Source organism: Actinosynnema sp. NPDC050801, assembly GCF_040673975.1.
In the GTDB taxonomy this organism is placed as follows: domain Bacteria; phylum Actinomycetota; class Actinomycetes; order Mycobacteriales; family Pseudonocardiaceae; genus Actinosynnema.
Genome location: NZ_JBFAQZ010000016.1, coordinates 1 through 23,695 on the forward strand (window position 1 = coordinate 1; position 23,695 = coordinate 23,695).

Below are 23,695 nucleotides of genomic sequence, written 5' to 3' on the forward strand. Positions count from 1 at the left end.
CGGGCAGGCTTGGCGGGCGCTTTATCCGCCAGGCCTGCCCGGCTTTGGCCTGCCTGGGGTGCCCGTAAGGGCCCCATGTCAAATCGAGCCGGACTCAACCCGAGCTCACCCACCACCCCCGGCCCGAGCCGCCGCCCCGGCTCCCTCCCCAACCAGCGCCCACTGCCGCTTCCGGTGCGCCATCACGAACCCGAACACCAGCGCCGCCCCGACCGCCACCCCACCCACCGTCACCGCGAAACTCCCGATCGCCCCACCGACGAACGGCAGCACCAGCACCGCGAGCCCGACCACCGCCGCGGTCCACACGTCCGGCTCCACCCACCTCCACCGCTCGGCGCGCTCCAAGCGTTGGCGCAGGTCGTTGGCGAACCCGATCAACTCCGGATGGGGGCTCAACGCGAGGATCTCGTCGGCCAACCCCCGACACTCCACCACCTGCCGGGCATCCGTCACCACCAGCGCGCCCTCTGCCGTCACCCGCCTCACCTCGGCGCTGCGAGCCGCGAGCGCGATGGCCAGGTGCGTGCGCAGCACGTCGTCCGCCCTCGGCTCACCCCCGCCGGCCAGTTCACCACGCACCACCGCCACCGCGAGGTGGCTCTCATCGTCGTGACCGTCCCCCAGCGCGGACGTCAACGCGGTCAGGGCGCGGGCCAAGCGGACACGGTCGCGATCCGAGAATTCGGTGAGGTCGACGCGGATGATGCGGGCCGCGAGCCATTCTCGCAGTTCACTCCACTCGTTCGGCCCATTGACAACCATCGCTGGTTCTCCGATTTACTCGGCGGAGCGTTGACGTCCAGAATATCCCGATGGCGAGGCGTCCGGTGAGTGCGAGGAACCCGATCGGCGCCCTCCCGCTGGCGCTGTCCGCCGCCGCCTTGTACACCCTCATCGCCGGCACCGCGGGCTACCTCGTCCACCTCGCCGACCCCACCCCCACCGGCCCGACCACCGCCGCAGCCGCCATCCCCGTCATCACCACACCCCCACCCACCACACCCCCACCCACCACACCCCCGCCCACCAAAACCCCACTCACCACAACCCCACCGAGCTCCGGCATCACCCCACCCGACCAGCAACGAGTGGAAGCACCCGGCGGCCTGACCACCACCATCCCCGCCAAGTGGACGATCACCACCGGCACGGTCGCCACCACCCTGGTCGCCACCGACCCGACCTCACCCCACCGCGAGGTGAGACTGGGCGGGGCACCGGTCACCGACCCGTCCAAACCCCTGCTGGACCGCATCACCACCGCCGCCACCGACCGCGAACGCGAGGCAGGCCACCGGCGGGTGACCCTCACCGCGACGACGATCCGGAACCACCCGGCGGTCACCTGGGAATTCGACGAGAACGCCACCTCGGGCCCCAAACGGGTGGCCACCGCGTTCTGGGAATCGAAGGGCGTCGAGTACGTCCTCTACTCCTCGGGCCCACCCGACGAATGGGAGCAAACCAAGTCACGCCTCACCCGGATGGTCGACGCCGCAACCCCCTAAACCACCCTCCCCCACACCCTCACGCCTACACCCGACGCCCAACACCCTCACACCCGACGAGCGGTGGCAAACCGCGGCCGCCCAGCCAAATCACGGTGATCCGCGACATCCGTGAGCACGCGCCGCGCCGCGAGCAGGGCGGGCACCGCATCCCCGTGCGTGTCGTCGTGCTCGATCCCCACGTACCCCCCCGGCTTCAACAACCGCGCGGCCAACCCCACCACGTGCCGGATCACGTCCAACCCGTCCGCACCCCCGAACACGGCGTGCCGCGGGTCGTGGTCGGCGACCTCCGGCTGGACCTCCGTCCCGTCCGGCACGTACGGCGGGTTGCACAGCACCAGGTCGACCCGACCCTCCAGTTCGGACAGCCCCGACGGTTCGGACAGCAGGTCCGCCGCCGTCACGTCCCCCGCGTGCAACCTGATCGGGGTATCACCCTCCCCGATCCGCGCCTCCGCGTTGCGACGCGCCCAGGCCAGCGCACCCGGATCCCGCTCGACGGCGTGCACGACCGCCGACGGCACCCGGTGCGCCACCGCCAAGGCCAACGCGCCCGACCCGGTGCACAGGTCGACGACCACCGGGGCCGCCACCGACGAGTCCACACCGGACAGCGTCGACAGTCCCCACTCCACCATCAACTCGGTCTCCGGCCGCGGGATGAACACCCCCGGACCGACCTCCAGGTCCACCCCGCCCAGGTGCGCGCGCCCGGTGATGTGCTGCAACGGCAGCCGCGTCGTGCGCTGCCGCACGACCTTGTGCAGCGCGTCCACCACCGACGGGTCGACCAGCGGGATCAGCGGCAACCGCGACCGCTCCACCCCGAGCACGTGGGCCGCGAGCAGCTCGGCGTCCACGCGCGGACTGTCGACACCCGCCGCGGCGAGCATGCGCTCGGCTTCGATGATGGCCAGCCGCAGCGGGTGTCGGGTCATGCGCTCCAGGGTAGGGGGATCAGAAGTTGATCATGTGCCCGGCCAGGCCGTGGACCGCCTCCTTGACCGCCTCGCTCAGCGTCGGGTGCGCGTGCACGTTGCGCGCCACCTCGTGCACGGTCAGGTCCCACTGCTGCGCCAGCGTGAGCTCCGGCAGCAGCTCGGTCACGTCCGGGCCGATCATGTGCGCGCCGAGCAGCTCACCGTACTTGGCGTCGCTGATCAGCTTGACGAAGCCGTTCGGGTCCGCCAGGCCGTGCGCCTTGCCGTTCGCGGTGAACGGGAACTTCGCCACCCGGACGTCGAAGCCCTTCTCCCGGGCCTGCGCCTCGGTCCACCCGAACGACGCGATCTGCGGCTGGCAGAACGTCGCGCGCGGGATCATCGGGAAGTCCAGCTCCATGGTCTCCGCGCCCGCGATGGTCTCGGCCGCGACGATGCCCATGGACTCGGCCGCGTGCGCGAGCATCAGCTTCGCGGTCACGTCGCCGATGGCGAAGATGTGCGGGACGGTGGTGCGGCCACGCCCGTCGACCGCGATCGCGCCGCGCTCGGTCAGCCCGACGCCGGTGTTCTCCAGGCCGTAGCCCTCCACCCGCGGCTGGAAGCCGATCGCCTGCATGACCTTGTCGGCCTCCAGGACCTCTTCGTTGCCGTCCTTCGACACGGTGACGCGGACCTTCTCGCCGCTGTCGTCGATGGACTCCACGCGGGTGGACGTGCGCACGTCGATGCCCATGCGCTTGTAGCGCTTGGCCAGCTCGGCGGACACCTCCGCGTCCTCCAGCGGCACCACCCGGTCGAGGAACTCGACGATGGTGACCTTCACGCCGTAGTTGTGCAGCACGTAGCCGAACTCGACGCCGATGGCGCCCGCTCCGGCGATGACGATGCTCCCGGGCAGCTCCGCGGACAGGATCTGCTCCTCGTAGGTCACCACCCGCTCGGAGAGCTCCGTGTTCGGCAGCAGCCGGGTCTTCGCGCCCGCGGCGATGATGGCGTGGTCGAACGTGACGGTCTCGCCGTTCACCTCGATGGTGTTGGCGTCGCGGAACGTGCCGAAGCCGTTGTACTCGGTGATGCCGTTCTTCTTCATCAGGAAGTGCACGCCCTTGACGCGCCCGTCCGCGACCTTCCGGCTGCGCTCGTGGGCGACGCCGTAGTCGAACTTCACCGTGCCGTCGACCTGGATGCCGTAGGTCTTCTGCTCGTGGGTGAACAGGTGTGCGAGCTCCGCGTTGCGCAGGAGCGCCTTCGACGGGATGCAGCCCACGTTCAGGCACACCCCGCCCCAGTAACGCTCCTCGATGACCGCCGTCTTCAGCCCCAGCTGGGCCGCCCGGATCGCGGCGACGTACCCGCCTGGCCCCGCACCGAGGACCACGACGTCAAAGTGTGCGCTCATGAGCGACACATTAGGTGCCCAGTTGGTCCGACAAGAACTCAACGGTCCGACGCCACGCGTCGGCCCGTGCGGCGGCGGTGGCGGCAGGCGTGCCGCCCATCGAGAAGTCGACCCCGGGACCGGGCACCACCAGTTCCACCGGCCGGTGGGGTGGCCCCGCGATCACGTGTCCTGCCTCGGGGTACACGACGCGCTCGTGCCGGTGCGCGTGCCCGTGCCCGGTCAGCCGGCGCCAGGCGACCTCGCTCAGCCCCACCGACGGCCACGAGTCGTCCGACCCGGATGAGAGCAGCAACACACCGCCCCCGATCCGCTCGACGGGGATCTCGGTGTCCTCCGGGATGCCGTCGGAGAAGTCGAACGCCGAGCTCAGCCGCACCGGCTTGCCCGCGACCACCCGCTCGCGCAGCTCGTCGGGGATCGAGTACGGCAGGTACGGCAGCGGCCTGCCCTGCCACGTCCACGACGCCGCCTCGTGGTCGAACTTGCGCAGCAACCGGGAACCAGGCCCGATGCACTGCGTGACCACGCCGCTGCCGACCACGCTCACCACGGCCTTGACCTGCGGGAACGTCACACCGAGCAGCAACGCCGCCTCACCGCCGCGGGACCCGCCGACGACGCCCAGCCGCCCCGCCCTCGCGCCGAGCCACTCCAGCGCGGTCCCGAAGTACTCCAGCGGGATCTCCACGAGGTCCTCCGGCACGCCCGGCGCGCCGAAGTACGCCAGCGCCAGCGCCGCGAACCCGTGCCCGGCGAGCAGCGCCGCGTCCAGCTCGTGCAACCCGCCCTCGGACCCGCCCAGCACGACCACGCCGGGGTGGACCTGATCGTCGTCGGGCTCGAACAGCACGCCGACCAGGCCGTTCTCACGCACCTCGGTCCGCTTGACGCCCTCGGGCACGGTCAGCCGGTCCAGCTCCACCTCGCCGACCCCGACGACCTCGACCACCGTCCGGCCGTTCGGCTCACCCGTCCGGCTCATCGACCAGAACAACCCCATCGGGTCGACACCCGAGTAGGAGCCCTTCACCGGGGCGTGCCGGGTCAGGTCGACCACTCCGCGCTCATCGGCCAGGAACACCGCGGACGACGACCAGTCACCGGTCGACGCGCGCACCTCGACCCGCTCGTCCGGCGGCAGGTCGACCACCCGGACGTCCACCACGGCGTCCACCGGGGCGCTCCGCGGGCTCACCAAGATCTCCGCCACCGCAGCGCCCCTCTCGTCGCCGTCGCCTCACCCGCCGGCGAGTCGCTCCGCGCGGTCGGCCGCCGCCAACGCGTCCAGCACCGCGTCCATATCGCCGTCCAGCACTTGATCCAGGTTATGCGCTTTGTACCCGACCCGGTGATCGGAGATGCGTGATTCCGGGAAGTTGTAGGTGCGCACCCGCTCGGAGCGGTCGACCGTGCGGATCTGCACGCGGCGGGCGTCCGACGCCTCCTGCTGCTGCTTCTCCTCGGCCAACGCGGTCAGCCGGGCCTGCAGCACCTGCATGGCCCGCGCCTTGTTCTGCAGCTGGCTGCGCTCGTTCTGGCAGGACACCACGATGCCGGTGGGCAGGTGCGTGATGCGGACGGCCGAGTCGGTCGTGTTGACGCTCTGCCCGCCCTTGCCCGACGAGCGGAACACGTCCACCCGCAGGTCGTTCTCGTCGATCTCGACCTCGACCTCGTCGACCTCCGGGAACACCAGGACACCGGCGGCGGAGGTGTGGATGCGGCCCTGCGACTCGGTCACCGGCACCCGCTGGACGCGGTGTACGCCACCCTCGTACTTCAGCCGCGACCACACGCCGTCCGGGGTGTCGGCGCGGCTCTTGATGGCCACCGTGACGTCCTTGAACCCGCCCAGGTCGGAGTCCGTGCCGTCGAGCACTTCGGCTTTCCACCCGTGGCGTTCGGCGTACCGCAGGTACATCCGCAGCAGGTCGCCCGCGAACAGGGCCGACTCCTCGCCGCCCTCACCGGACTTGATCTCCAGCACCACGTCCGCGCTGTCGTGGGGGTCGCGCGGGAGGAGGAGCTCGGTCAGCTTCGACTCCAGCGCCGGCACGGCCTTGGACAGCTCCTCGGCCTCCTCGGCGAACACCGAGTCCTCGGCGGCCAGCTCACGGGCCGTCTCCAGGTCGGACTTCGCCTGCGCCAGCTCACGGGCGGTCTTCACGATCGGGGTCAGCTCGGCGTAGCGCTTGCCTAGCTTGCGCGCGCCCGCCTGGTCGGCGTGCACCGAGGGGTCGGCGAGCTTGGCTTCCAGCTCGGCGTGCTCGGCCAGCAGGGCGTCCAGCGTCACGATCTTGCTCCGGTCCTGGGTGTCGACGAGTGTCTTCTAGGTGCGGAGACGACAACGGCGCCCACCCGCGGATTCGGGGTGGACGCCGTTCTGGCAGCTACTTGGCGCGCTTGCCGTAGCGGGCCTCGAAGCGCGCGACCCGACCACCGGTGTCCATGATCTTCTGCTTGCCCGTGTAGAACGGGTGGCAGTTGGAGCAGATCTCGACGTGGATGGCGCCGGACGTCTGGGTGCTGCGGGTGGTGAAGGTGTTGCCGCAACCGCAGGTGACCTCGGTCGTCACGTACTCGGGGTGAATGCCGGTCTTCAACGTCTTGTCCCTTTCCTAAGTGGCCGCCGGGTCCTCGTTGGGGATTCTTCGAGGTGAACCGGAGCCGGACTCGACCCGACAGTGTGCCAGATCGGCTGTCTTCGACTGCAACGCGAGGTCCGGCACGCTTGTTCCCGGTGGCCGGCGTCACAACCGCTCGCCGATGGTGGTCGACCATTCGGCGCACGAGGTAACCGCTGGACTACAGAGAGCAGCACTGGGCGTTGCGCGGACGCCACACTGGCCGCGTGTTGTGCACCGGAGGGCGTCCGCTGCCGTTAGCCGCGTGGCTGGCCGTGCCGTTCCTGTTCAGCATCGCCGTCCTGGGTCTCACCGGGCTGGGTGGGCTGCTGGTCGGCGCCCCGGCCTACCTGGCCCTGTCGAGCCCGGTGTTCGGCGCCGGTGTCGCCGTGGGCGTCGCGACCTCGGGCACGGTCCGGTGGACCGCCCGGTGGCAGCGCGTGTGGCTGCGCTGGCCCTACCTCGCGTCCGTGCTGGCGACCGGCGTGCTCCTGGGCGGTGTGCGCGTGCCCGTGGCGGCCGTCGTGGGCCTCGGCGTGCCGGTCATCGCGCTGCTGGTGGCGCAGTACTTCCTCGAACGCCGCCGCACCGCCGCGCTGACCGCGACAGGCGCCACGCCCGCCCCGCCCTGCTGACCCGGTGCCGCCCGGCCGACCCGGTGCCGGCCTGCTGACCCCGGCGCCGGCTTGCTGACCCGTGCCGGCCCGCCCCGGCCCCCGTCGACCCTGCCCCTCTCCCCCACCCCAGGCCGAAGGCCCGCCCGGCTTGCTCGCCGGACGGGCCTTCGGTGATTCCTTCGGTGGTCCGACCCGAGGTGGGTCGGTGCGGTCAGTCGTTGTCCGCACCCGGGGTGGTCTTGGCCACCTGCATCAGGAACTCGATGTTCGTGCGGCTCTTGCGCAGGCGGTCCAGCAGCAGGTCGATGGCCTGCTGGCTGTCCAGGGCGTGCAGCACCCGGCGCAGCTTGTGCATGACCGCCAGCTCGTCCGGCGAGAGCAGCAGGTCTTCCTTGCGGGTACCGGACGAGTCCACGTCCACCGCCGGGAAGGTCCGCTTGTCCGCGATCTTCCGGTCGAGCTTGAGCTCGGCGTTGCCGGTGCCCTTGAACTCCTCGAAGATCACGCTGTCACCGGCGGACCCGGTCTCGACCAGGGCCGTCGCGATGACGGTCAGCGAGCCGCCGCCCTCGATGTTCCGGGCCGCACCCAGGAACCGCTTCGGCGGGTACAGCGCGGTCGAGTCGACACCACCGGACAGGATCCGGCCGCTCGCGGGGGCCGCGAGGTTGTAGGCACGGCCCAGCCGGGTGATCGAGTCCAGCAGCACGACCACGTCGTGACCCATCTCGACCAGGCGCTTCGCCCGCTCGATGGCCAGCTCCGAGATCGTGGTGTGGTCCGACGGCGGGCGGTCGAAGGTGGAGGCGATGACCTCGCCCTTCACCGACCGCTGCATGTCGGTGACCTCTTCGGGCCGCTCGTCCACCAGCACCACCATCAGGTGGCACTCGGGGTTGTTCTTCGTGATCGCGTTCGCGATCGACTGGAGCACCGAGGTCTTGCCCGCCTTCGGCGGCGACACGACCAGGGCTCGCTGGCCCTTGCCGATCGGCATCACCAGGTCGATGACGCGCGTGGTGAGGATGTGCGGTTCCGTCTCGAGGCGCAGGCGCTCGTTCGGGTACAGCGGCGTCAGCTTGGTGAAGTCCGGCCGGTTGCGGGACTCCTCCGGGTCGAGGCCGTTGATCTTGTCCACCCGCACCAGGGGGTTGAACTTCTGGCGCTGCTGCTCGCCGTCGCGCGGCTGCCGCACGGCGCCGATCAGGGCGTCGCCGCGGCGCAGCCCGTACTTGCGGACCAGCGACAACGACACGTACACGTCGTTCGGCCCGGCCAGGTAGCCCGAGGTGCGGACGAACGCGTAGTTCTCCAGCACGTCGAGGATGCCCGCGACGGGCAGCAGGACGTCGTCGTCCCGCACCTCGGTGTCGGTGGCGGGACCGGCCTCGTCGCCACGACCACCGCGACGGCGGCGGTCGCGGAAGCGGCGACCGCGACGGCCGCCCTCTTCGTCGTCGTCGCTCGGACCGCTCTGCTGGCGGTTGCGGTTCTGGTCGCGGTCGCGGCCACCCCGGTCGTCGCGCCCACCGCGGTCACCGCGGTCGTCACGACCACCCCGGTCGTCACGGCCACCCCGGTCCTGCCGGTCGCTGCGGTTGCCGCGCTCGCCCCGGTCCTGGCGCTGCTCGCGCTGCTCGGAGCGGTCCTGCCGGTCACCCCGGTCCTGCCGCTCGGCGCGCTCACCCTGGCGGGTGTCGCCCTGTCGGCCGTCACCCTGGGCACGCTCGCCCTGCTGACGGTCGCCCTGCTGGCGGTCTCCCCGGTCGCCCCGGTCGCCCTGGACGCGGTCGGCCTGCGGCTGGGCCTGCTGCCCGTCCGCGGCCGGTGCCTCGGGGCTGCCCGCGGGCCGGTTGGCGGAACGGCGACGGCGGTTGCCGCGGCGACCGCCCTCCTCCTCCGCCGGCCGGTCGGACACGTCGAGCTGCTGCTGGGTCGGCTTGTCCACCGGGGCCTGAGCGGACGCGGGAGCCGCGGCGGGGGCCTCGGCGGCCTTCTCCGCCACCGGAGCCTTCCCGGCGGCCGCCTTGGGCGCCTCGGCCTTCTTCTCGGCCTTGGGCGGCGTCGCGGCACTGCCCCGACCGGAGGTGCCGCCCTGCCGCTCCTTGATGGCGGCGATCAGGTCGCCCTTGCGGAGGCCGGCCGTGCCGGTGATGCCCAGCTGACCTGCGAGTTCACGGAGTTCGGCCAGCACCATTCCAGAGAGGCCCGCGCGCTTGCGCGGCGTGGCGCTGCCGTTCGAAGGGGTGGTCAGAGCGTTCTCCTCGGCTCCGGAACTGGCAGCGGGGTTGGGAGCAGCAGGAGCTTGGCTGCTCAGTACATCGGTCTTGGTCACACATGTCCTTCCTGACCGGAGCGCGCCTCCTACGCGTTCCAGCGGACCTGCCGTCCGACGGAATGCGGTGCGGCAGTTTCGTCCCGGTTCGGGCGGACCTGGCGACGGCGCGGAACGCGCACGAAAGCGGAGTCCACCGGTGCGGGACTTCGGTCACACGGCGAGCGGGTGCCTTCCAGCGTCGGCCCCGTCCATACGGCACAGAGCCAAGTCACTGGAGGAATGCGATCCGGAACGAACGTCCGGGCACCACACCGGCGCCCGTGCGCGCGGTGACTGATGGCCCCGAGGGTAGACGCCGGTCCGGCCGGGTGCAACAACCGGGGCACGGCGCGTCGCATCACTCAACCGAGTGGCGCAACCCGGACACCGGCCAGGTCGACCGGCACCCGACGCGCCTCGAAGCCGGTCAGGTCCACCCCGGACGGCAGCACGCCGTCCACCGGGAGGGCCAGGACCGTGGGCCCGGCACCGGACACCGCAGCCGGCACCCCGGCCTCCCGCAGCGACCGCACCAGGCGTGTCGTCGCAGGCCAGGCGGGTTCCCGGTACGGCTCGTGCAGGCGGTCGTCCAACGCCTCCAGCAGCAGCGAGGGGTCCGTGGCGAGCGCGTGCACGGCCAGCGCGGACCGGCCCGCGGCGAACGCCGCGTCCTCGTGCGGCACCTTCGAGGGCAGCAGCCCCCTGGTCGTCTTGGTCGACGACTCCACCTCGGGCACCAGCACGACCGGCGCTACACCCGGGTGCGGGTCCACACGGACCGCTCGGTAGCGGTCACCCTGCGTCCACGCGATCGCCACGCCGCCGAACATCGCCGCCGCCGCGTTGTCGGCGTGGCCCTCGAACTCCGAGGCGAGTTGCAACGCGCTCGTGTCCGACTCGCGACCGGCCAGGGCGAACCCGGCCGCCACGCCGGCCACGACGGCCGCCGCCGAGGAGCCGAGACCCCGCGCGTGCGGGATGGCGTTGCGGCACGTCAGCCGCAGCCCTGGCACGTCGACGCCGACCAGCTCGCAGGCCGCCCGGAACGCCCGCACGACCAGGTGTCCCCCGTCGGTGGGCACGCCGCCGGCGCCCTCGCCGGAGACCTCCACGACCAGGCCGCCGTCGGTCACCGCGAACTCCAGCTCGTCGTGCAGGCCCAACGCCATGCCCAGCGCGTCGAAGCCCGAGCCGAGGTTCGCCGTGGACGCCGGCACGGTGACGCGCACACCAGGGGCGGCCAAGCCCGTCACGCCAGCTCCAGCGCGTGCGCCACGGCGCCGGGGTCCACCGGCACCGGCTCCACCTCGCTCATGCCCAGCAGCGCGGTGTCGGGGTCCTTCAGGCCGTGGCCGGTGACCGTGCAGACGACCGTCGAGCCCTTCGGCAGCCGACCGTCGGCGGCGGTGGCCAGCAGGCCGGCCACGCTGGTCGCGGACGCGGGCTCGACGAAGATGCCCTCGGTCGAGGCCAGCAGCCGGTAGGCCTCCAGGATCTTCTCGTCCGTCACCGCCTCGAACAGGCCGCCGGACTCCTCCTTGGCCGCCACCGCGCCGGTCCACGACGCCGGGCTGCCCACCCGGATGGCGGTCGCGATGGTCTCCGGGTTCGCCACCGGCGCACCGTGCACCAGCGGCGCGGAGCCCGCGGCCTGGAAGCCGAACATGCGCGGCGTCGAGGGGACCACCCCGTCGGCGGCGTAGTCGGAGTAACCGCGCCAGTACGCGGTGATGTTGCCCGCGTTGCCGACCGGCAGGCAGTGGATGTCGGGCGCGCGGCCGAGCACGTCGCAGATCTCCCACGCGGCGGTCTTCTGGCCGATCAGCCGCACCGGGTTGACCGAGTTGACCAGCGTGATCGGGTACTCGATCGACGTCTTGGAGGCGAGCTCCAGGCAGTCGTCGAAGTTGCCGTCGATCTGCAGGATCTTCGCGCCGTGGGCGACCGCCTGGGCGAGCTTGCCCAGCGCGATCTTGCCGCGCGGCACGAGCACCGCCGCGGTCAGGCCCGCCTTGGCCGCGTACGCCGCCGCGCTGGCGGAGGTGTTGCCGGTCGACGCGCAGATCACCGCGCGGATGCCGCTGGCCAGGGCGTGCGTCATCGCCACGGTCATGCCGCGGTCCTTGAACGAGCCGGTCGGGTTCGCGCCCTCGACCTTGATGTGCACCTCGCACCCGGTCACCTCGGACAGGTGCTCGGCGAACACCAGCGGCGTGCCGCCTTCGTGGAGGGTGACGACCCTGGCACCCTCGGGGAGCGGGATCCGGTCCGCGTAGGCGCGGATGATGCCGGGCCACCCCGGCCTCACCGCGCTCCCACCCGTGGCTCCACCGGCTGAAGCCCGATCGTCGGCTCCACCGGCTGAAGCCCGATCGTCGGCTCCACCGGCTGAAGCCCGATCGTCGGCTCCACCGGCCGCTGTCCGATTGTCGACTCCGCCGAGGGCTGCTTGGGCCGCCATCATTCTTCGCCTTCCACCCGCATCACGCTGACCACTTCCCGAACCACGGGCAGCCCGCCGATTTTGTCCACGGTCGACCGCAGTGCCGCGTCGGTAGCGGCGTGGGTGACGATCACCAGGCTGGCGTCGTCGACCCGACCCTCCTGCCGCACGGCCGCGATGCTCACGTCGTGCTCCGCGAACACCGCCGCCACCTGCGACAACACGCCCGCCCGGTCGGCGACGTCGAGGCTGATGTGATAACGCGTGGGCGTCTGGCCCATCGGTCGCACGGGCAGCGCCGCGTAGGCCGACTCACGCGGGCCGCGGCCCCGGTGCACCCGGTTGCGGGCCACCGCGACGAGGTCGCCGAGGACCGCGCTGGCGGTCGGGGCGCCACCCGCGCCCTGGCCGTAGAACATCATCTCGCCGGCCGCGTCGGCCTCCACGAACACCGCGTTGAACGCGCCGTGCACGCCGGCCAGCGGGTGGGAGGTCGGGATCATCGCCGGGTGCACGCGCACCGAGATGCTCTCGCCGTCCTCCTGCGTGACCCGCTCGCAGATGGCGAGCAGCTTCACCGTGCGGCCCAGGGCCTTGGCGGCGGCGATGTCGGCGGCGCTGACCTGCGCGATGCCCTCGCGGTGCACGTCGGCGGCCGTGACCCGGCTGTGGAAGGCCAGGGACGCCAGGATCGCGGCCTTGGACGCGGCGTCGAAGCCGTCCACGTCCGCCGTCGGGTCCGCCTCGGCGTACCCGAGCCGGGTCGCCTCCTCCAGGGTCTCGCCGTAACTCGCCCCGGTGGAGTCCATGCCCGAGAGGATGAAGTTCGTGGTGCCGTTGACGATGCCCATCACCCGGGTGATGCGGTCGCCGGCCAGGGACTCGCGCAGCGGGCGCAGCAGCGGGATCGCGCCCGCCACCGCCGCCTCGAAGTACAGGTCCGCACCGGAGGAGTCGGAGGCTTCGAACAGCTCCGCCGAGTGCTCGGCCAGCAGCGCCTTGTTGGCCGTCACCACGGACTTGCCCGCGCGCAACGCGGCGAGCAGCAGGGTGCGGGCGGGCTCGATGCCGCCGATGACCTCCACGACCACGTCCACGCCGTCGGAGGTGACCAGCGCCTCGGCGTCGGTCGTCAGCAGGTGCGCGGGCACCTCGCGGTGCTTGTTGGGCCTGCGCACGGCGATGCCGGCCAGCTCGACCGGCGCGCCGACCCGCGCGGTGAGGTCGGCCGCCTGGTCGGTGAGCAGCCGGACCACCTCGGTGCCGACGGTGCCGCAGCCCAGCAGCGCGACCCTGATCGGTTTGCCCTCGTGGCTTGCCACTTCTCATACCTCCAGGCGGAACAGGTCTTCCTCGGTCTCCCGGCGCAGCAGCAACCGGGCCCGGCCGTCCGCGACCGCGGCGAGCGCGGGTCGGGGCAGTCGGTTGTAGCCGCTGGCCATGGAGTAGCAGTACGCGCCGGTGGCGGCGACCGCGATCAGGTCGCCGGGGGCGAGGTCGTCGGGCAGCCAGCAGTCGCGCACGACCACGTCACCCGACTCGCAGTGCTTGCCGACGACGCGGCACAGCACGGCGTGGGCGTCCTCGCCTGCGGCGCGTGAGACCAGCTTGCAGTCGTAGACCGCGTCGTAGAGCGCGGTGCGGATGTTGTCGCTCATGCCGCCGTCCACGCTCACGTACCGGCGGACGACGCCCGCGTCGAGCTGGACGTCCTTGATGGTGCCCACCTCGTACAGCGTCACCGTGCCGGGGCCGACGATGGCTCGGCCCGGCTCGACCGCGATCTTCGGCGTGGGCAGCCCGGCGTGCTCGCACTCCTTGCCCACGATGTTGCGCAGCTGCCTGGCCAGCTCGGCGGGCGGCGGCGGGTCGTCGTCCGGGGTGTAGGCGATGCCGAGGCCGCCACCGAGGTCGACGGTCGTGACGTGGTCGAGGATCCCGGCGCCGTGCTCGTCGCGCAGGTCCGCGAGCAGCCCGATGACCCGGCGCGCGGCGACCTCGAAGCCGCTGGCGTCGAAGATCTGCGAGCCGATGTGGCTGTGCAGGCCGATCAGCCGCAGCCCCTCGGACTTCAGCACCCGCCGCGCGGCCTCGGCCGCGTCGCCGGAGGACAGCGAGAAGCCGAACTTCTGGTCCTCGTGCGCGGTGGCGATGAACTCGTGCGTGTGCGCCTCGACGCCGACCGTGACCCGGATCATCACCGGCTGCACCCGGCCGCGCTCACGGGCGACCTGGTCGAGCCGGGCGATCTCGAAGAACGAGTCCAGCACGACCGCGCCGACACCGGCCTCGACCGCGGCGGTCAGCTCGGCGACGGACTTGTTGTTGCCGTGCAGCGCGATCCGCTCCGGCGGGAACTCCGCGCGCAGCGCGACGGCCAGCTCGCCGCCGCTGGCCACGTCGATGCTCAGGCCCTCCTCGGCGACCCACCGGGCCACCGCGACGGACAGGAACGCCTTGGACGCGTAGTGGACCCCGGTGGGGTCGCCGAACGCCTCGGCGTGCTCGCGGCAGCGGGCGCGGAAGTCGGCCTCGTCCATCACGAACAGCGGGGTGCCGTGCTCCTGGGCGAGCTGCCGCACGTCGACGCCCGCCAGGCGCACCGCGCCGTCGTCGCCGCGTTCGGCGTTGCGCGGCCACACCTGCGGGTGCAGCGGGTCCAGGTCGGCGGCCGTGGCCGGGCGGTTGCCCGCCGTGTTGGACGGGATCATGACGTCGGCGTGCCGCGGACCGGCCGGGTGCGCGCGCATCACATGCGCTCCGGCGCGGTCACGCCCAGCAGCGCGAGGCCGTTGGCGAACACCTGGCGGGTGGCGGCGCACAGGCTCAGCCGGGCCCGGTGCAGCTCGGTCGTCTCCTCGTCGCCGCGCGGCAGCACCCGGCACGCCTCGTAGAACCGGTGGTAGGTGCCCGCGAGCTCCTCCAGGTACCGCGCGACGCGGTGCGGTTCGCGCAGCTCACCGGCGGTGGCGACGACGCGCGGGAACTCACCGACGGTGCGGATCAGGTCGCCCTCGCGCTCGTGGGTGAGCAGGTCGACCGCGTCACCGGGCGTGACGCCCAGGTCGGCGGCGTTGCGCTGCACCGAGCACAGCCGCGCGTGCGCGTACTGCACGTAGAACACCGGGTTGTCGTTGCTGCGCTTGCGCAGCAGGTCGAGGTCGACGTCCAGGGACGAGTCGACCGAGGACCGGCTCATGGCGTACCGGGCGGCGTCCACGCCGACCGCGTCCACCAGGTCCTGCATGGTGATCACGGTGCCCGCGCGCTTGCTCATCCGCACCGGCTTGCCCTCGCTGACCAGGTTCACCATCTGCCCGATCAGCACCTCCACCGACGCCGGGTCGTCGCCCAGCGCCGAGGCGGCGGCCTTGAGCCTGCCGATGTAGCCGTGGTGGTCCGCGCCGAGCATGTAGATGCACAGGTCGAAGCCGCGCGACCGCTTGTCCGCCAGGTACGCGATGTCACCGGCGATGTACGCGGGGTCACCGTCGCTCTTGATGACCACGCGGTCCTTGTCGTCGCCGAACTCGGTGGACCGCAGCCACCACGCACCGTTGTCGAAGTACAGCGCGCCGGAGCCCTTGAGCTGGTCGACGGCCTTGGTCACCGCGCCGGAGCGGTGCAGCGAGTCCTCGTGGAAGTAGACGTCGAAGTCCGTGCCGAAGTCGTGCAGGTCCTTCTTGATCTCCTCGAACATGAGGTTCACGCCGATGCGGCGGAACACCTCGTGCGAGTCCTCGGCGGTGCCGGTCCCCCCGGCGAGCGCGCTCGGCTCCTGCCGCAGCACCTCGGCGGCGATGTCGCCGATGTAACCGCCCGCGTAGCCGTCCTCCGGCGCGGGCTCGCCCTTCGCGGCGGCGATCAGGGACCGGACGAACCGGTCGATCTGCGCGCCAGCGTCGTTGAAGTAGTACTCGCGGGTGACGTCGCCGCCGTTGGCCGCGAGGATCCGGCCCAGCGCGTCGCCGACCGCGGCCCAGCGGGTGCCGCCCAGGTGGATGGGGCCGGTCGGGTTCGCCGAGACGAACTCCAGGTTGATCCGGGTGCCGGCGAACTGGTCGCCGCGGCCGAAGGCCTCTCCGGCTTCGAGCACGTCGCGCACGATCGCGCCCTGGGCGTCGGCGGCGAGGCGGAGGTTGAGGAAGCCGGGGCCCGCGACCTCGACCGAGGAGATGGCATCGGTGCCGGTCAGCGCGTCGGCGAGCCAGCCGGCCAGGTCGCGGGACGTCACGCCGACCTTCTTGGCGGTCTGGAGGGCCACGTTGGTGGCGTAGTCGCCGTGCTCGGGGTTGCGGGGGCGCTCGATCGTGACCGCTGTGGGCAGGGCGGCGGGGTCGAGGCCGCGGGCGGACAGCACGTCCACGGCCGTCGCACGGACCAGTTCAGCGAGCGCAGCGGGAGTCACCCGGCAAGTCTAGGGAAGCGTTCCCGCTGGTCTCGACCGGGATGCGCGTCCCGCGAAGTGGGAATGGCAACTGTTGACGGCCACCGGCTGTGACGGGCAGTTGACGGTGATCAGACACGGTGTCCCTACACTGGCCCGCGGCATGGGCGTATGACGAGACTGAGGCGGACATGACCAGCGGCAAGAAGACGAAGGCCGCGCGCTCCAGCGTAGCGGCGGCGCGCTCCTCGGTGGTGGCGAAGAAGCCGAAGCCGTGGGGGACCATCATCGCGGTGGTGGCCGTACTGGCCTTGGCCGGCACCGTGTTCGGTTACGCGTACCAGCAGATCGCCGACCGGGACGCGAAAGAGGCGGCGCTCGCCAAGTGGAACCCGTCCGAGGAGAACAAGGACCCCTCGGACCAGATCCAGGGCGTGGTGAAGGTCGAGTACGAGCCGAGCAAGCACGTCGACGCCACCCAGCGGGTCGCCTACGACCACTCGCCGCCCTTCGGTGGTCCGCACGACAACGTGTGGGCCGACTGCACCGGCACGGTCTACGCGACCGCGGTCCGCAACGAGAACATGGTCCACCCGCTGGAGCACGGCGCCGTGTGGATCGCGTACAACCCGGACCAGATCACCGGTGAGGCGCTGGACAAGCTGAAGGCGCGCGCCGAGGGCCAGCCGTTCACCATGCTGTCGCCGTACCCGGGCCTGGACAAGCCGATCTCGCTGCAGTCGTGGGGCCACCAGCTGAAGCTGGAGAGCGCCGACGACGAGCGCATCGACCAGTTCATCCAGTCGCTGCGGCGCAACCAGTTCGCCTACCCCGAGGTCGGCGCGTCCTGCGAGTCCCCGACCTTCGACGTGGCCAACCCGCCGCCGTTCGTGGCGGAGGCCCCCGGTGCGGACGCCGTGCCGATGGACGGCGGCACGAAGGACACCGCCGAGACCGGTGCCCCGCAGGGCACCGACGCGCCCGCGGCCACCACCACGTCGGGCAGCTGACCTGTGGCCGACGTCGAGCAGGAGGGCCCCGCCCCCGCCCGCGGGGTGACCGCGACCAGGACGGTCGTCGTGTCGATCGCGGTCGTGGCCGTCCTCCTGCTCGGCGCGGCCGTCGGCCTGCTGATCAAGCTCCCCGGCTCGGACACCAGCTCCACGCCCGCGCGCGACTCGGTCGACGTCGGGTTCAGCCAGGACATGTCGGCGCACCACCTCCAGGGTGTGCAGATGGCCAACATCGCGCGGGACAAGACGGCCGACCCCGCCATCGAGCAGCTCGCGTTCGACATCGCCTCGACGCAGCTGGAGCAGGTCGGCCGGATGAAGGGCTGGCTGTTCCTCTGGGGTTACCCGGAGCAGTCGGTCGACGGCAGGCACATGTGGTGGATGACGTCGGCCACCCACGGCCACTCCGGGTCCGGCGCGGACGGTGACGGGAAGATGCCCGGCATGGCGACCGCGGAGGAGATCGCGAAGCTGCGCACGCTGACCGGTGTCGACTTCGACGTGTACTTCCTGCAACTCATGCTCCGGCACCACCGGGGCGGCGCCCCGATGGCCGAGTACGCCACCACCCACGCCGGCCAGCCGGTCGTGAGGACGCTCGCGGACAACATGCTCAAGTCCCAGACCAGCGAGGGCACCTACATGGGCCAGCTGCTCACCGAGCGCGCCGCCGCGCCCCTGCCGAGCTGACCGGCCCCGCCCGTCGCGTGACCGGCCGGGCACCGCCGGTAACGGTGCTCCCACCTGGTGTTTCACCTGGCATGATCCTCGCGGACGTGCCGAACCCCGGGGGGAACACACCATGACACCACGTCGAAGATCCGTGCGCGCGGCGGCGGCGATCGCGCTGCTGGGCGTCGCCCTCACCACCGCGGCGCCGGCCTCGGCCTACCAGGACCCGCACGGCGACGTGCCCGTCCGCGCCGTGGGCGACAGCGCCGGCCGGAACGGCGCCGGCGAGAACGGCTCGCCCGCGACACCGACCGGACACCAGGTGTGGCCGGACCTCGGCTGCGCACCGACCGCCCCCGGCACCCACCTCAACCCCGCGACGCTGAACGACGCGCAACGGATGTCGTTCGCCGCGACCCTGACCGACCCGGACGCCGGTGACGCGCTGACGGCCGAGTTCGCGCACTGGCCCGTCGCCGACCCTCCCGCCCGCGAGACGCTCCGGCGGCCCGCCGACGCGGACGGCCGGGTGGTCGCCCGGGCCGACGAGTGGCTGTTCCCGCAGGACGGTACGCACGCCTGGACGGTCCGCGCGCTGGACGCCACGTCGGCGTCCCCGGAGACCGCGCCCTGCTACTTCACCATCGACCGGACCGCGCCCTCGTCCCCGACCGTCTTCTCGAAGGTCTACCCGACCGGGGGGACGAAGGGCGGCGGCTACGGCGTGCCCGGTGACTTCACCTTCAGCACGACCTCGGACGACGTCGTCGCGTACGAGTACCGGTTCTTCGGCCAGGAGGACTGGTCGACGGTCACCCCGGCCACGCCCGCCGGGCCGGCGACGGTCACCTACACGCCCCCGGTCCCGACTTCCACCGGTGTCGCGGTGCGGACGGTCGATCGCGCGGACAACCGCTCGCCGCAGACGTGGTACTCGTTCACCGTTCTGGAGGACCGCCCGTTCGTGTGGTCCGACCTGTACGACGTCCACGGCAGCCCCAACGGTGGCGTCGGCGTGCCCGGTCGGTTCGACTTCTCCTCGTGGGTGACCGACGTGGTGAGCTACACCTTCCGCGTCGACGACGGCCCGGAGACGACGGCGGCCGCCGACGCGGAGCGCAAGGCGAGCGTCATGTACGCGCCGACCCACAGCGGGCTCAACGAGCTCAGGGTCCGCAGCACGTCGTCGACCGGCGTGTCGTCGCCCGAGCGCTTGTACCGGTTCGTGCTGGACGACGCGCCGGTCGTCACCCAGCGCGGCGGCGCGATCGTCGGGTCGTCGGTGGAGTTCGCGCTCCAGCCCCGCCAGTCCGGCGCGGTGTCCTACAGCTACTGGTTCCTGCGCTCCGACGGCACGACCACCGCCCGGGTGGCGGTGCCCGCGGCGGAGGACGGCACCGCCCGCTTCACGTGGGCGCCACTGATCACCGACCTGGACCTGCGGTCGGTGCGGGTGCGCAGCGTCGACGGGGCGGGCCGGGTGTCCGTGACCCGGGTCGTGGACCTGCGGGTGGACGGCGCCGCGCCGGCCATCGCCATCGCCGGTGCGTCGCCCGCCCGGCCGGCCGCGTTCACCTTCACCACCACGATGGTCGCGCCCGTCGAGTACGAGTACTGGTTCGACCACGAGCCCGCGGTGAAGCGCACCGCGCCCGCAGACCCGGACGGCACGACCACCGTCGGGCACACCGCCGACCGCGTCGGCGCGCTGGTGCTGCGCGCCCGCGTCCGCACCGCCGACGGCACGTGGTCGGCCGAGGGCAGCGCCGACTGGTCGGTGGGCGACAACCCGGCCGTCGTGTCGCCGGAGTTCCCCGCCGGGTCGAGCGGCCCGGAGAGGGCGGGGTCCTTCACGTTCACCACCAACCAGGCCGGCGCGACGGCGTTCGAGTACACCGCCGACGGTGTGACGACCACCGTCCCCGTCGGCCCGGACGGCACCGCGACCATCCGCTGGACCCCGGCGCACAGCGGCGACCAGCACCTCCGGGTGCTCAGCCGCACCGCGGCGGGCGTGCCGTCGACGCACACCGACCACCGGTTCCGGATCGCCTCGACCCACGTCGGCCGGGGCCCGGTGCCGGAGTGGAAGGACCCGACGCGACGCCGTTGACAGGAGCCACCAGAGGCTCCGCTGAAGGGTGGGCCGTCCGGCACGGGCGGCCACCTGCGGTTTCCCGTCACCCGGTTAGGGCTACCCGCCGGTAGTAACGTGGAACACCCGCCCGCGAGGTCGCGTCGGCCCAGCCGCCGCCTCCGGAGCAGCGGCAACCCGACCCGGAGGTCAGCGATGACCGCAGTGGATCCCGACCGGCACGTAGACGAGCGCACCGCCCGCAAGGTCGCCGAACAGGCCCGCGAGACGCGGTGGCGCCACCCCAGCTTCGGCCGCGAGCTCTTCCTCGGCCACTTCCGCCTCGACCTCATCCACCCGCACCCCGCGGGCTCCACCGAGGACCGCGAACGCGGCGAGTTGTTCCTCTCCGCACTCCGCGAGTACTGCGAGAGCACCGTCGACGGCGCGGTCATCGAGCGTGACGCCCTCATCCCCGACCACGTGCTGACGGGCCTCAAGCAGCTCGGCGCGTTCGGCATGAAGATCAAACCGGAGTACGGCGGCCTCGGCCTGTCCCAGGTCTACTACAACCGGGCGTTGATGATGGTCGGGTCGGTCAGCCCCGCGCTGGCCGCGATGCTGTCCGCGCACCAGTCCATCGGCGTGCCGCAGCCGCTGGCGCTGTTCGGCACCGACGAGCAGAAGCGCGAGTACCTGCCCCGCTGCGCGACCGGCGCGATCAGCGCGTTCCTGCTCACCGAGCCGGACGTGGGCAGCGACCCGGCGCGCCTGGGCACCACGGCCACGCCCACCGACGACGGTTACGTCCTCGACGGCGTGAAGCTGTGGACGACCAACGGCGTGGTGGCCGACCTGCTGGTGGTGATGGCCCAGGTGCCCGGCAAGGGCATCAGCGCGTTCGTGGTCGAGGGCGACTCGCCCGGCATCACGGTGGAGAACCGCAACGAGTTCATGGGCCTGCGCGGCCTGGAGAACGGCGTCACCCGGTTCCACCAGGTCCACGTGCCCCGGGCGAACCTGATCGGCAAGGAGGGCGCGGGGCTCAAGATCGCGCTCACCACGCTGAACACCGGCCGGCTGTCGTTGCCCGCCCTGTGCGCGGGCGCGGCGAAGTGGTGCCTGAAGATCGCCCGCGAGTGGTCCGCCGCCCGAGTGCAGTGGGGCCTGCCGATCGGCCGGCACGAGGCCATCGCGGGCAAGATCGCCTACATCGCGGCCACCGCCTACGCGCTGGAGGCCGTGCTCGACCTGTCCAGCGAGCTGGCCGACGCGGGTGGGCACGACATCCGCATCGAGGCCGCGCTGGCCAAGCTCTACGGCTCGGAGATGGCCTGGCTGGTCGCGGACGAGCTGGTGCAGCTGCGCGGCGGGCGCGGCTACGAGACCGCGGCGTCCATGGCGGCCCGCGGCGAGCGCGGCGTGCCCGCCGAGCAGGTGCTGCGGGACCTGCGGATCAACCGGATCTTCGAGGGCTCGACCGAGATCATGCACCTGCTGATCGCGCGGGAGGCGGTGGACGCGCACCTCGCCGTGGCCGGGGACATCATCGACCCGGAGGCCGACGCGAAGCGCAAGGCGCAGGCGTTCGCCAAGGCGGGCGGGTTCTACGCGAAGTGGCTGCCGACGCTGGTGGTCGGCAAGGGCCAGGTGCCGCGCGCGTACGCGGAGTTCGGGCCGCTGGCCGGGCACCTGCGGTTCGTCGAGCGGTCCAGCCGCAAGCTGGCCAGGCAGACGTTCTACGCGATGTCGCGCTGGCAGGGCCGGATGGAGCGCAAGCAGCGGTTCCTGGCACGGGTCGTGGACATCGGCGCGGAGCTGTTCGCGATCAGCGCGGTCTGCGTGCGGGCGGTGTCGGACGGCGACCGGGCACTGGGGTTGGCCGACGCGTTCGCCGCGCAGGCGCGGGTGCGGGTGGAGGAGCTGTTCGACCGGTTGTGGCGCAACTCCGACGACTCGGACCTGACGCTGGCGCGGCACGTGCTGGACGGGCGGCTCACCTGGTTGGAGGAAGGGGTGCTCGACCCGTCGAGCCCGGGACCGTGGATCGCCGACTCGACGCACCGGGCCTCGACCGCGACCGACGCCCACCGCAAGACGCCGTAGTCGGCGCGGTCGCCGGACCGCACGGTCCGCCGGACCTCGGGAGTCACTCGGACACCGTTGTACACGGGGCAGGTGTTTACGGGCGCGGCACCTGCCCCGTGGCACGGTCGAAAGGGGACCACGTCCCCCGTACTCCCCTTTCGACTCCCCTTGCTAACAACGGAAGGACACACACCCTCCAGGAGGAGGTAGCCGTGACGCTACGTCATTACTGACGAGTTGAGACCTACGACTTTCGAGTGAATCGCCAGGTGAGAACCACTCGACTACTCTCAGAGAGTCACAGCACCGCGGCGGTCGAACACCAGCTCGCGCGCCGAGCGCAACCCGATCGCGATGGCGCCGCTGAGCACCGCCCCGTCACCCAGCTCACCCGCCACGATCCGCGGCACGAGCGGCGTCATCCGCCGCAGCGCGGCCTCCATCGGCTCCTGGAGCAGATCGGTGTTGCTGCCGATGCCGCCGCCGAGCACCACCAGCTCGGGGTCGATCACCGCGACCACCGACGCCACCACGAACGCCAGCCGCTCCGCCTCGTCACGCACCGCCAGCAGCGCCCGCTCGTCACCGGACTTCGCCGCCGCGAACACCTCGCGGGCCGACCGCGCCACCAGACCGCGCTGCTTCGCCAGCGCCACCACGGACTCCGCCGCCGTCGCGGCCTCGGCCTGGCCGCGCTGCCGTCCGTCCTCTTCGGACTGACCGGTGTAGGGCAGGTAGCCGACCTCGCCCGCCGCGCCGTGGGCGCCGCGGAACAACCGGCCGTCCACCACGATCCCCATGCCGATCCCGGTGCCGACGGTGACGCACACGAACACGTCCACGTCCCGCGCCGCCCCGTACGCCCGCTCGCCGACGGCGGCCAGGTTCGCGTCGTTCTCCACCACCAGGCCGGCGCCCAGCTCGGCCTCCAGGTCGTCCAGCAGACCGGGGCGTTCCCAGCCGGGCAGGTTGGGCGCGTGGTGCAGGGTCCGGTCGCGCGGGTCGGGCACGCCGGGCGTGCCGACCACCTTCACCACCAGGTCGGCGGGCGACAGGCCGGCCTCGGACACCGTCCGCTCCACCAGCTCCCGCACCGTGCGGACCAGCGCCGTCGCCGAGCGGCACCGGTTGCGCTCGTCCACCCGGGCGATCACCGAACCGGCGAGGTCGGCCACGGCCACCCGGATCCGCTGCCTGCCGATGTCGACGCCGAGCACGTGCCCCGCCGCCGGGTTCGGCTCGTAGACCATCGCCGACCGGCCCGGCCCCGCCGTCGTGCGGCCGACGGGTCGCACCAGGCCGTGCTGCTCCAGGTCGAGCAACGCCTGGCCCACGGTCGGTTTCGACAGCCCGGTGTCCTTGGCGATCTGCGGCCTGGTCGCCGGACCGCCCGCCCGCAGCCGGTCGAGCACCGCGCGCTGGTTGAGCACGCGCATCCCCGCGGGGGTGCCCACCGGGGGCGGGTTCCGGGCCGTCACAGCGAGTGAGTGTAGATCGATCGGAGCAGCATCCGGACAGGCTTGCGGACAACTTGCCCGGCTCCACTTGACAACGATGTCACCTACCCCTTTGCTTCGCTAAAGATCGGGTCGGTACGGCG

General features: G+C 72.1%; 19 protein-coding genes. 6 read left to right on the forward strand and 13 right to left on the reverse strand.

Annotation, left to right across the window (positions count from 1 at the left end):
- Positions 1–105 precede the first annotated feature (105 nt).
- Complete coding sequence (locus AB0K14_RS29220; protein WP_360446766.1) at positions 106–660, reverse strand: hypothetical protein; 555 nt, start codon at positions 658–660, stop codon at positions 106–108.
- 170 nt (positions 661–830) lie between these two features.
- Here AB0K14_RS29220 and AB0K14_RS29225 point away from each other — a divergent pair, with 170 nt between their 5' ends.
- A complete protein-coding gene (locus AB0K14_RS29225; protein WP_364339324.1) occupies positions 831–1,511 on the forward strand; it encodes a hypothetical protein in 681 nt (226 codons plus the stop codon).
- 47 nt (positions 1,512–1,558) lie between these two features.
- Here the strand turns inward: AB0K14_RS29225 and prmC are convergent, their stop codons facing one another.
- The 5 genes from prmC to rpmE form a co-directional block, all read right to left on the reverse strand.
- Positions 1,559–2,452, reverse strand: coding sequence for a peptide chain release factor N(5)-glutamine methyltransferase (prmC, locus tag AB0K14_RS29230; RefSeq protein ID WP_360446762.1), 894 nt, complete (start codon positions 2,450–2,452; stop codon positions 1,559–1,561).
- A 19-nt stretch (positions 2,453–2,471) separates the two neighbouring features.
- Positions 2,472–3,857: a dihydrolipoyl dehydrogenase gene (gene lpdA / locus AB0K14_RS29235; RefSeq protein WP_360446760.1), complete on the reverse strand. Its 1,386-nt coding sequence runs from the start codon at positions 3,855–3,857 to the stop codon at positions 2,472–2,474.
- Positions 3,858–3,867: 10 nt separating this feature from the next.
- Positions 3,868–5,055: an acyl-CoA thioester hydrolase/BAAT C-terminal domain-containing protein gene (locus AB0K14_RS29240; protein WP_360446757.1), complete on the reverse strand. Its 1,188-nt coding sequence runs from the start codon at positions 5,053–5,055 to the stop codon at positions 3,868–3,870.
- 42 nt (positions 5,056–5,097) lie between these two features.
- Positions 5,098–6,153, reverse strand: coding sequence for a peptide chain release factor 1 (gene prfA / locus AB0K14_RS29245; RefSeq protein ID WP_360446755.1), 1,056 nt, complete (start codon positions 6,151–6,153; stop codon positions 5,098–5,100).
- A 97-nt stretch (positions 6,154–6,250) separates the two neighbouring features.
- Positions 6,251–6,463 carry a 50S ribosomal protein L31 gene (rpmE, locus tag AB0K14_RS29250; protein WP_360446753.1) on the reverse strand — a complete coding sequence of 71 codons (213 nt, stop codon included), beginning with the start codon at positions 6,461–6,463 and terminating at the stop codon, positions 6,251–6,253.
- Positions 6,464–6,711: 248 nt separating this feature from the next.
- On the opposite strand from rpmE, the gene AB0K14_RS29255 reads away from it, so the two are divergent.
- On the forward strand, positions 6,712–7,119 hold the full coding sequence (locus tag AB0K14_RS29255; RefSeq protein ID WP_360446751.1) for a hypothetical protein: 408 nt from the start codon (positions 6,712–6,714) through the stop codon (positions 7,117–7,119).
- 193 nt (positions 7,120–7,312) lie between these two features.
- On the opposite strand, the gene rho is transcribed toward AB0K14_RS29255, so the two are convergent.
- The 6 genes from rho to argS all read right to left on the reverse strand — a co-directional run bounded on the left by rho (position 7,313) and on the right by argS (position 16,269).
- Entirely contained in the window at positions 7,313–9,355 is a 2,043-nt protein-coding gene (rho, locus tag AB0K14_RS29260) for a transcription termination factor Rho (protein WP_360447587.1), read from the reverse strand.
- Positions 9,356–9,780: 425 nt separating this feature from the next.
- Positions 9,781–10,671 (reverse strand): homoserine kinase, encoded by an 891-nt coding sequence (gene thrB / locus AB0K14_RS29265; protein ID WP_360446749.1) that lies wholly within the window; start codon positions 10,669–10,671, stop codon positions 9,781–9,783.
- Positions 10,668–11,726 carry a threonine synthase gene (gene thrC, locus AB0K14_RS29270; RefSeq protein WP_360446747.1) on the reverse strand — a complete coding sequence of 353 codons (1,059 nt, stop codon included), beginning with the start codon at positions 11,724–11,726 and terminating at the stop codon, positions 10,668–10,670. Before thrC ends, thrB begins: the two co-directional genes overlap by 4 nt.
- Before the next feature lie 152 nt (positions 11,727–11,878).
- Positions 11,879–13,183 (reverse strand): homoserine dehydrogenase, encoded by a 1,305-nt coding sequence (locus tag AB0K14_RS29275; RefSeq protein WP_360446746.1) that lies wholly within the window; start codon positions 13,181–13,183, stop codon positions 11,879–11,881.
- Positions 13,184–13,186: 3 nt separating this feature from the next.
- Positions 13,187–14,611, reverse strand: coding sequence for a diaminopimelate decarboxylase (lysA, locus tag AB0K14_RS29280; RefSeq protein ID WP_360446744.1), 1,425 nt, complete (start codon positions 14,609–14,611; stop codon positions 13,187–13,189).
- The gene (gene argS / locus AB0K14_RS29285) at positions 14,611–16,269 is read right to left on the reverse strand and encodes an arginine--tRNA ligase (protein WP_360446742.1); all 1,659 of its coding nucleotides are present in this window, start codon (positions 16,267–16,269) and stop codon (positions 14,611–14,613) included. Before argS ends, lysA begins: the two co-directional genes overlap by 1 nt.
- Positions 16,270–16,439: 170 nt before the next feature.
- Between argS and AB0K14_RS29290 the strand changes: the two genes are divergently transcribed.
- From AB0K14_RS29290 to AB0K14_RS29305, 4 genes are all read left to right on the forward strand, one after another.
- On the forward strand, positions 16,440–17,258 hold the full coding sequence (locus AB0K14_RS29290) for a DUF3105 domain-containing protein (RefSeq protein ID WP_360446740.1): 819 nt from the start codon (positions 16,440–16,442) through the stop codon (positions 17,256–17,258).
- A 3-nt stretch (positions 17,259–17,261) separates the two neighbouring features.
- Positions 17,262–17,951, forward strand: a complete 690-nt coding sequence (locus AB0K14_RS29295) for a DUF305 domain-containing protein (protein WP_360446738.1) — start codon at positions 17,262–17,264, stop codon at positions 17,949–17,951.
- Positions 17,952–18,063: 112 nt separating this feature from the next.
- Complete coding sequence (locus tag AB0K14_RS29300; protein ID WP_360446736.1) at positions 18,064–20,046, forward strand: hypothetical protein; 1,983 nt, start codon at positions 18,064–18,066, stop codon at positions 20,044–20,046.
- A 177-nt stretch (positions 20,047–20,223) separates the two neighbouring features.
- Complete coding sequence (locus AB0K14_RS29305) at positions 20,224–22,113, forward strand: acyl-CoA dehydrogenase family protein (protein ID WP_360446734.1); 1,890 nt, start codon at positions 20,224–20,226, stop codon at positions 22,111–22,113.
- Between the two features lie 272 nt (positions 22,114–22,385).
- Here the strand turns inward: AB0K14_RS29305 and AB0K14_RS29310 are convergent, their stop codons facing one another.
- The gene (locus tag AB0K14_RS29310) at positions 22,386–23,531 is read right to left on the reverse strand and encodes an ROK family protein (RefSeq protein ID WP_360447585.1); all 1,146 of its coding nucleotides are present in this window, start codon (positions 23,529–23,531) and stop codon (positions 22,386–22,388) included.
- Positions 23,532–23,695: the final 164 nt, after the last annotated feature.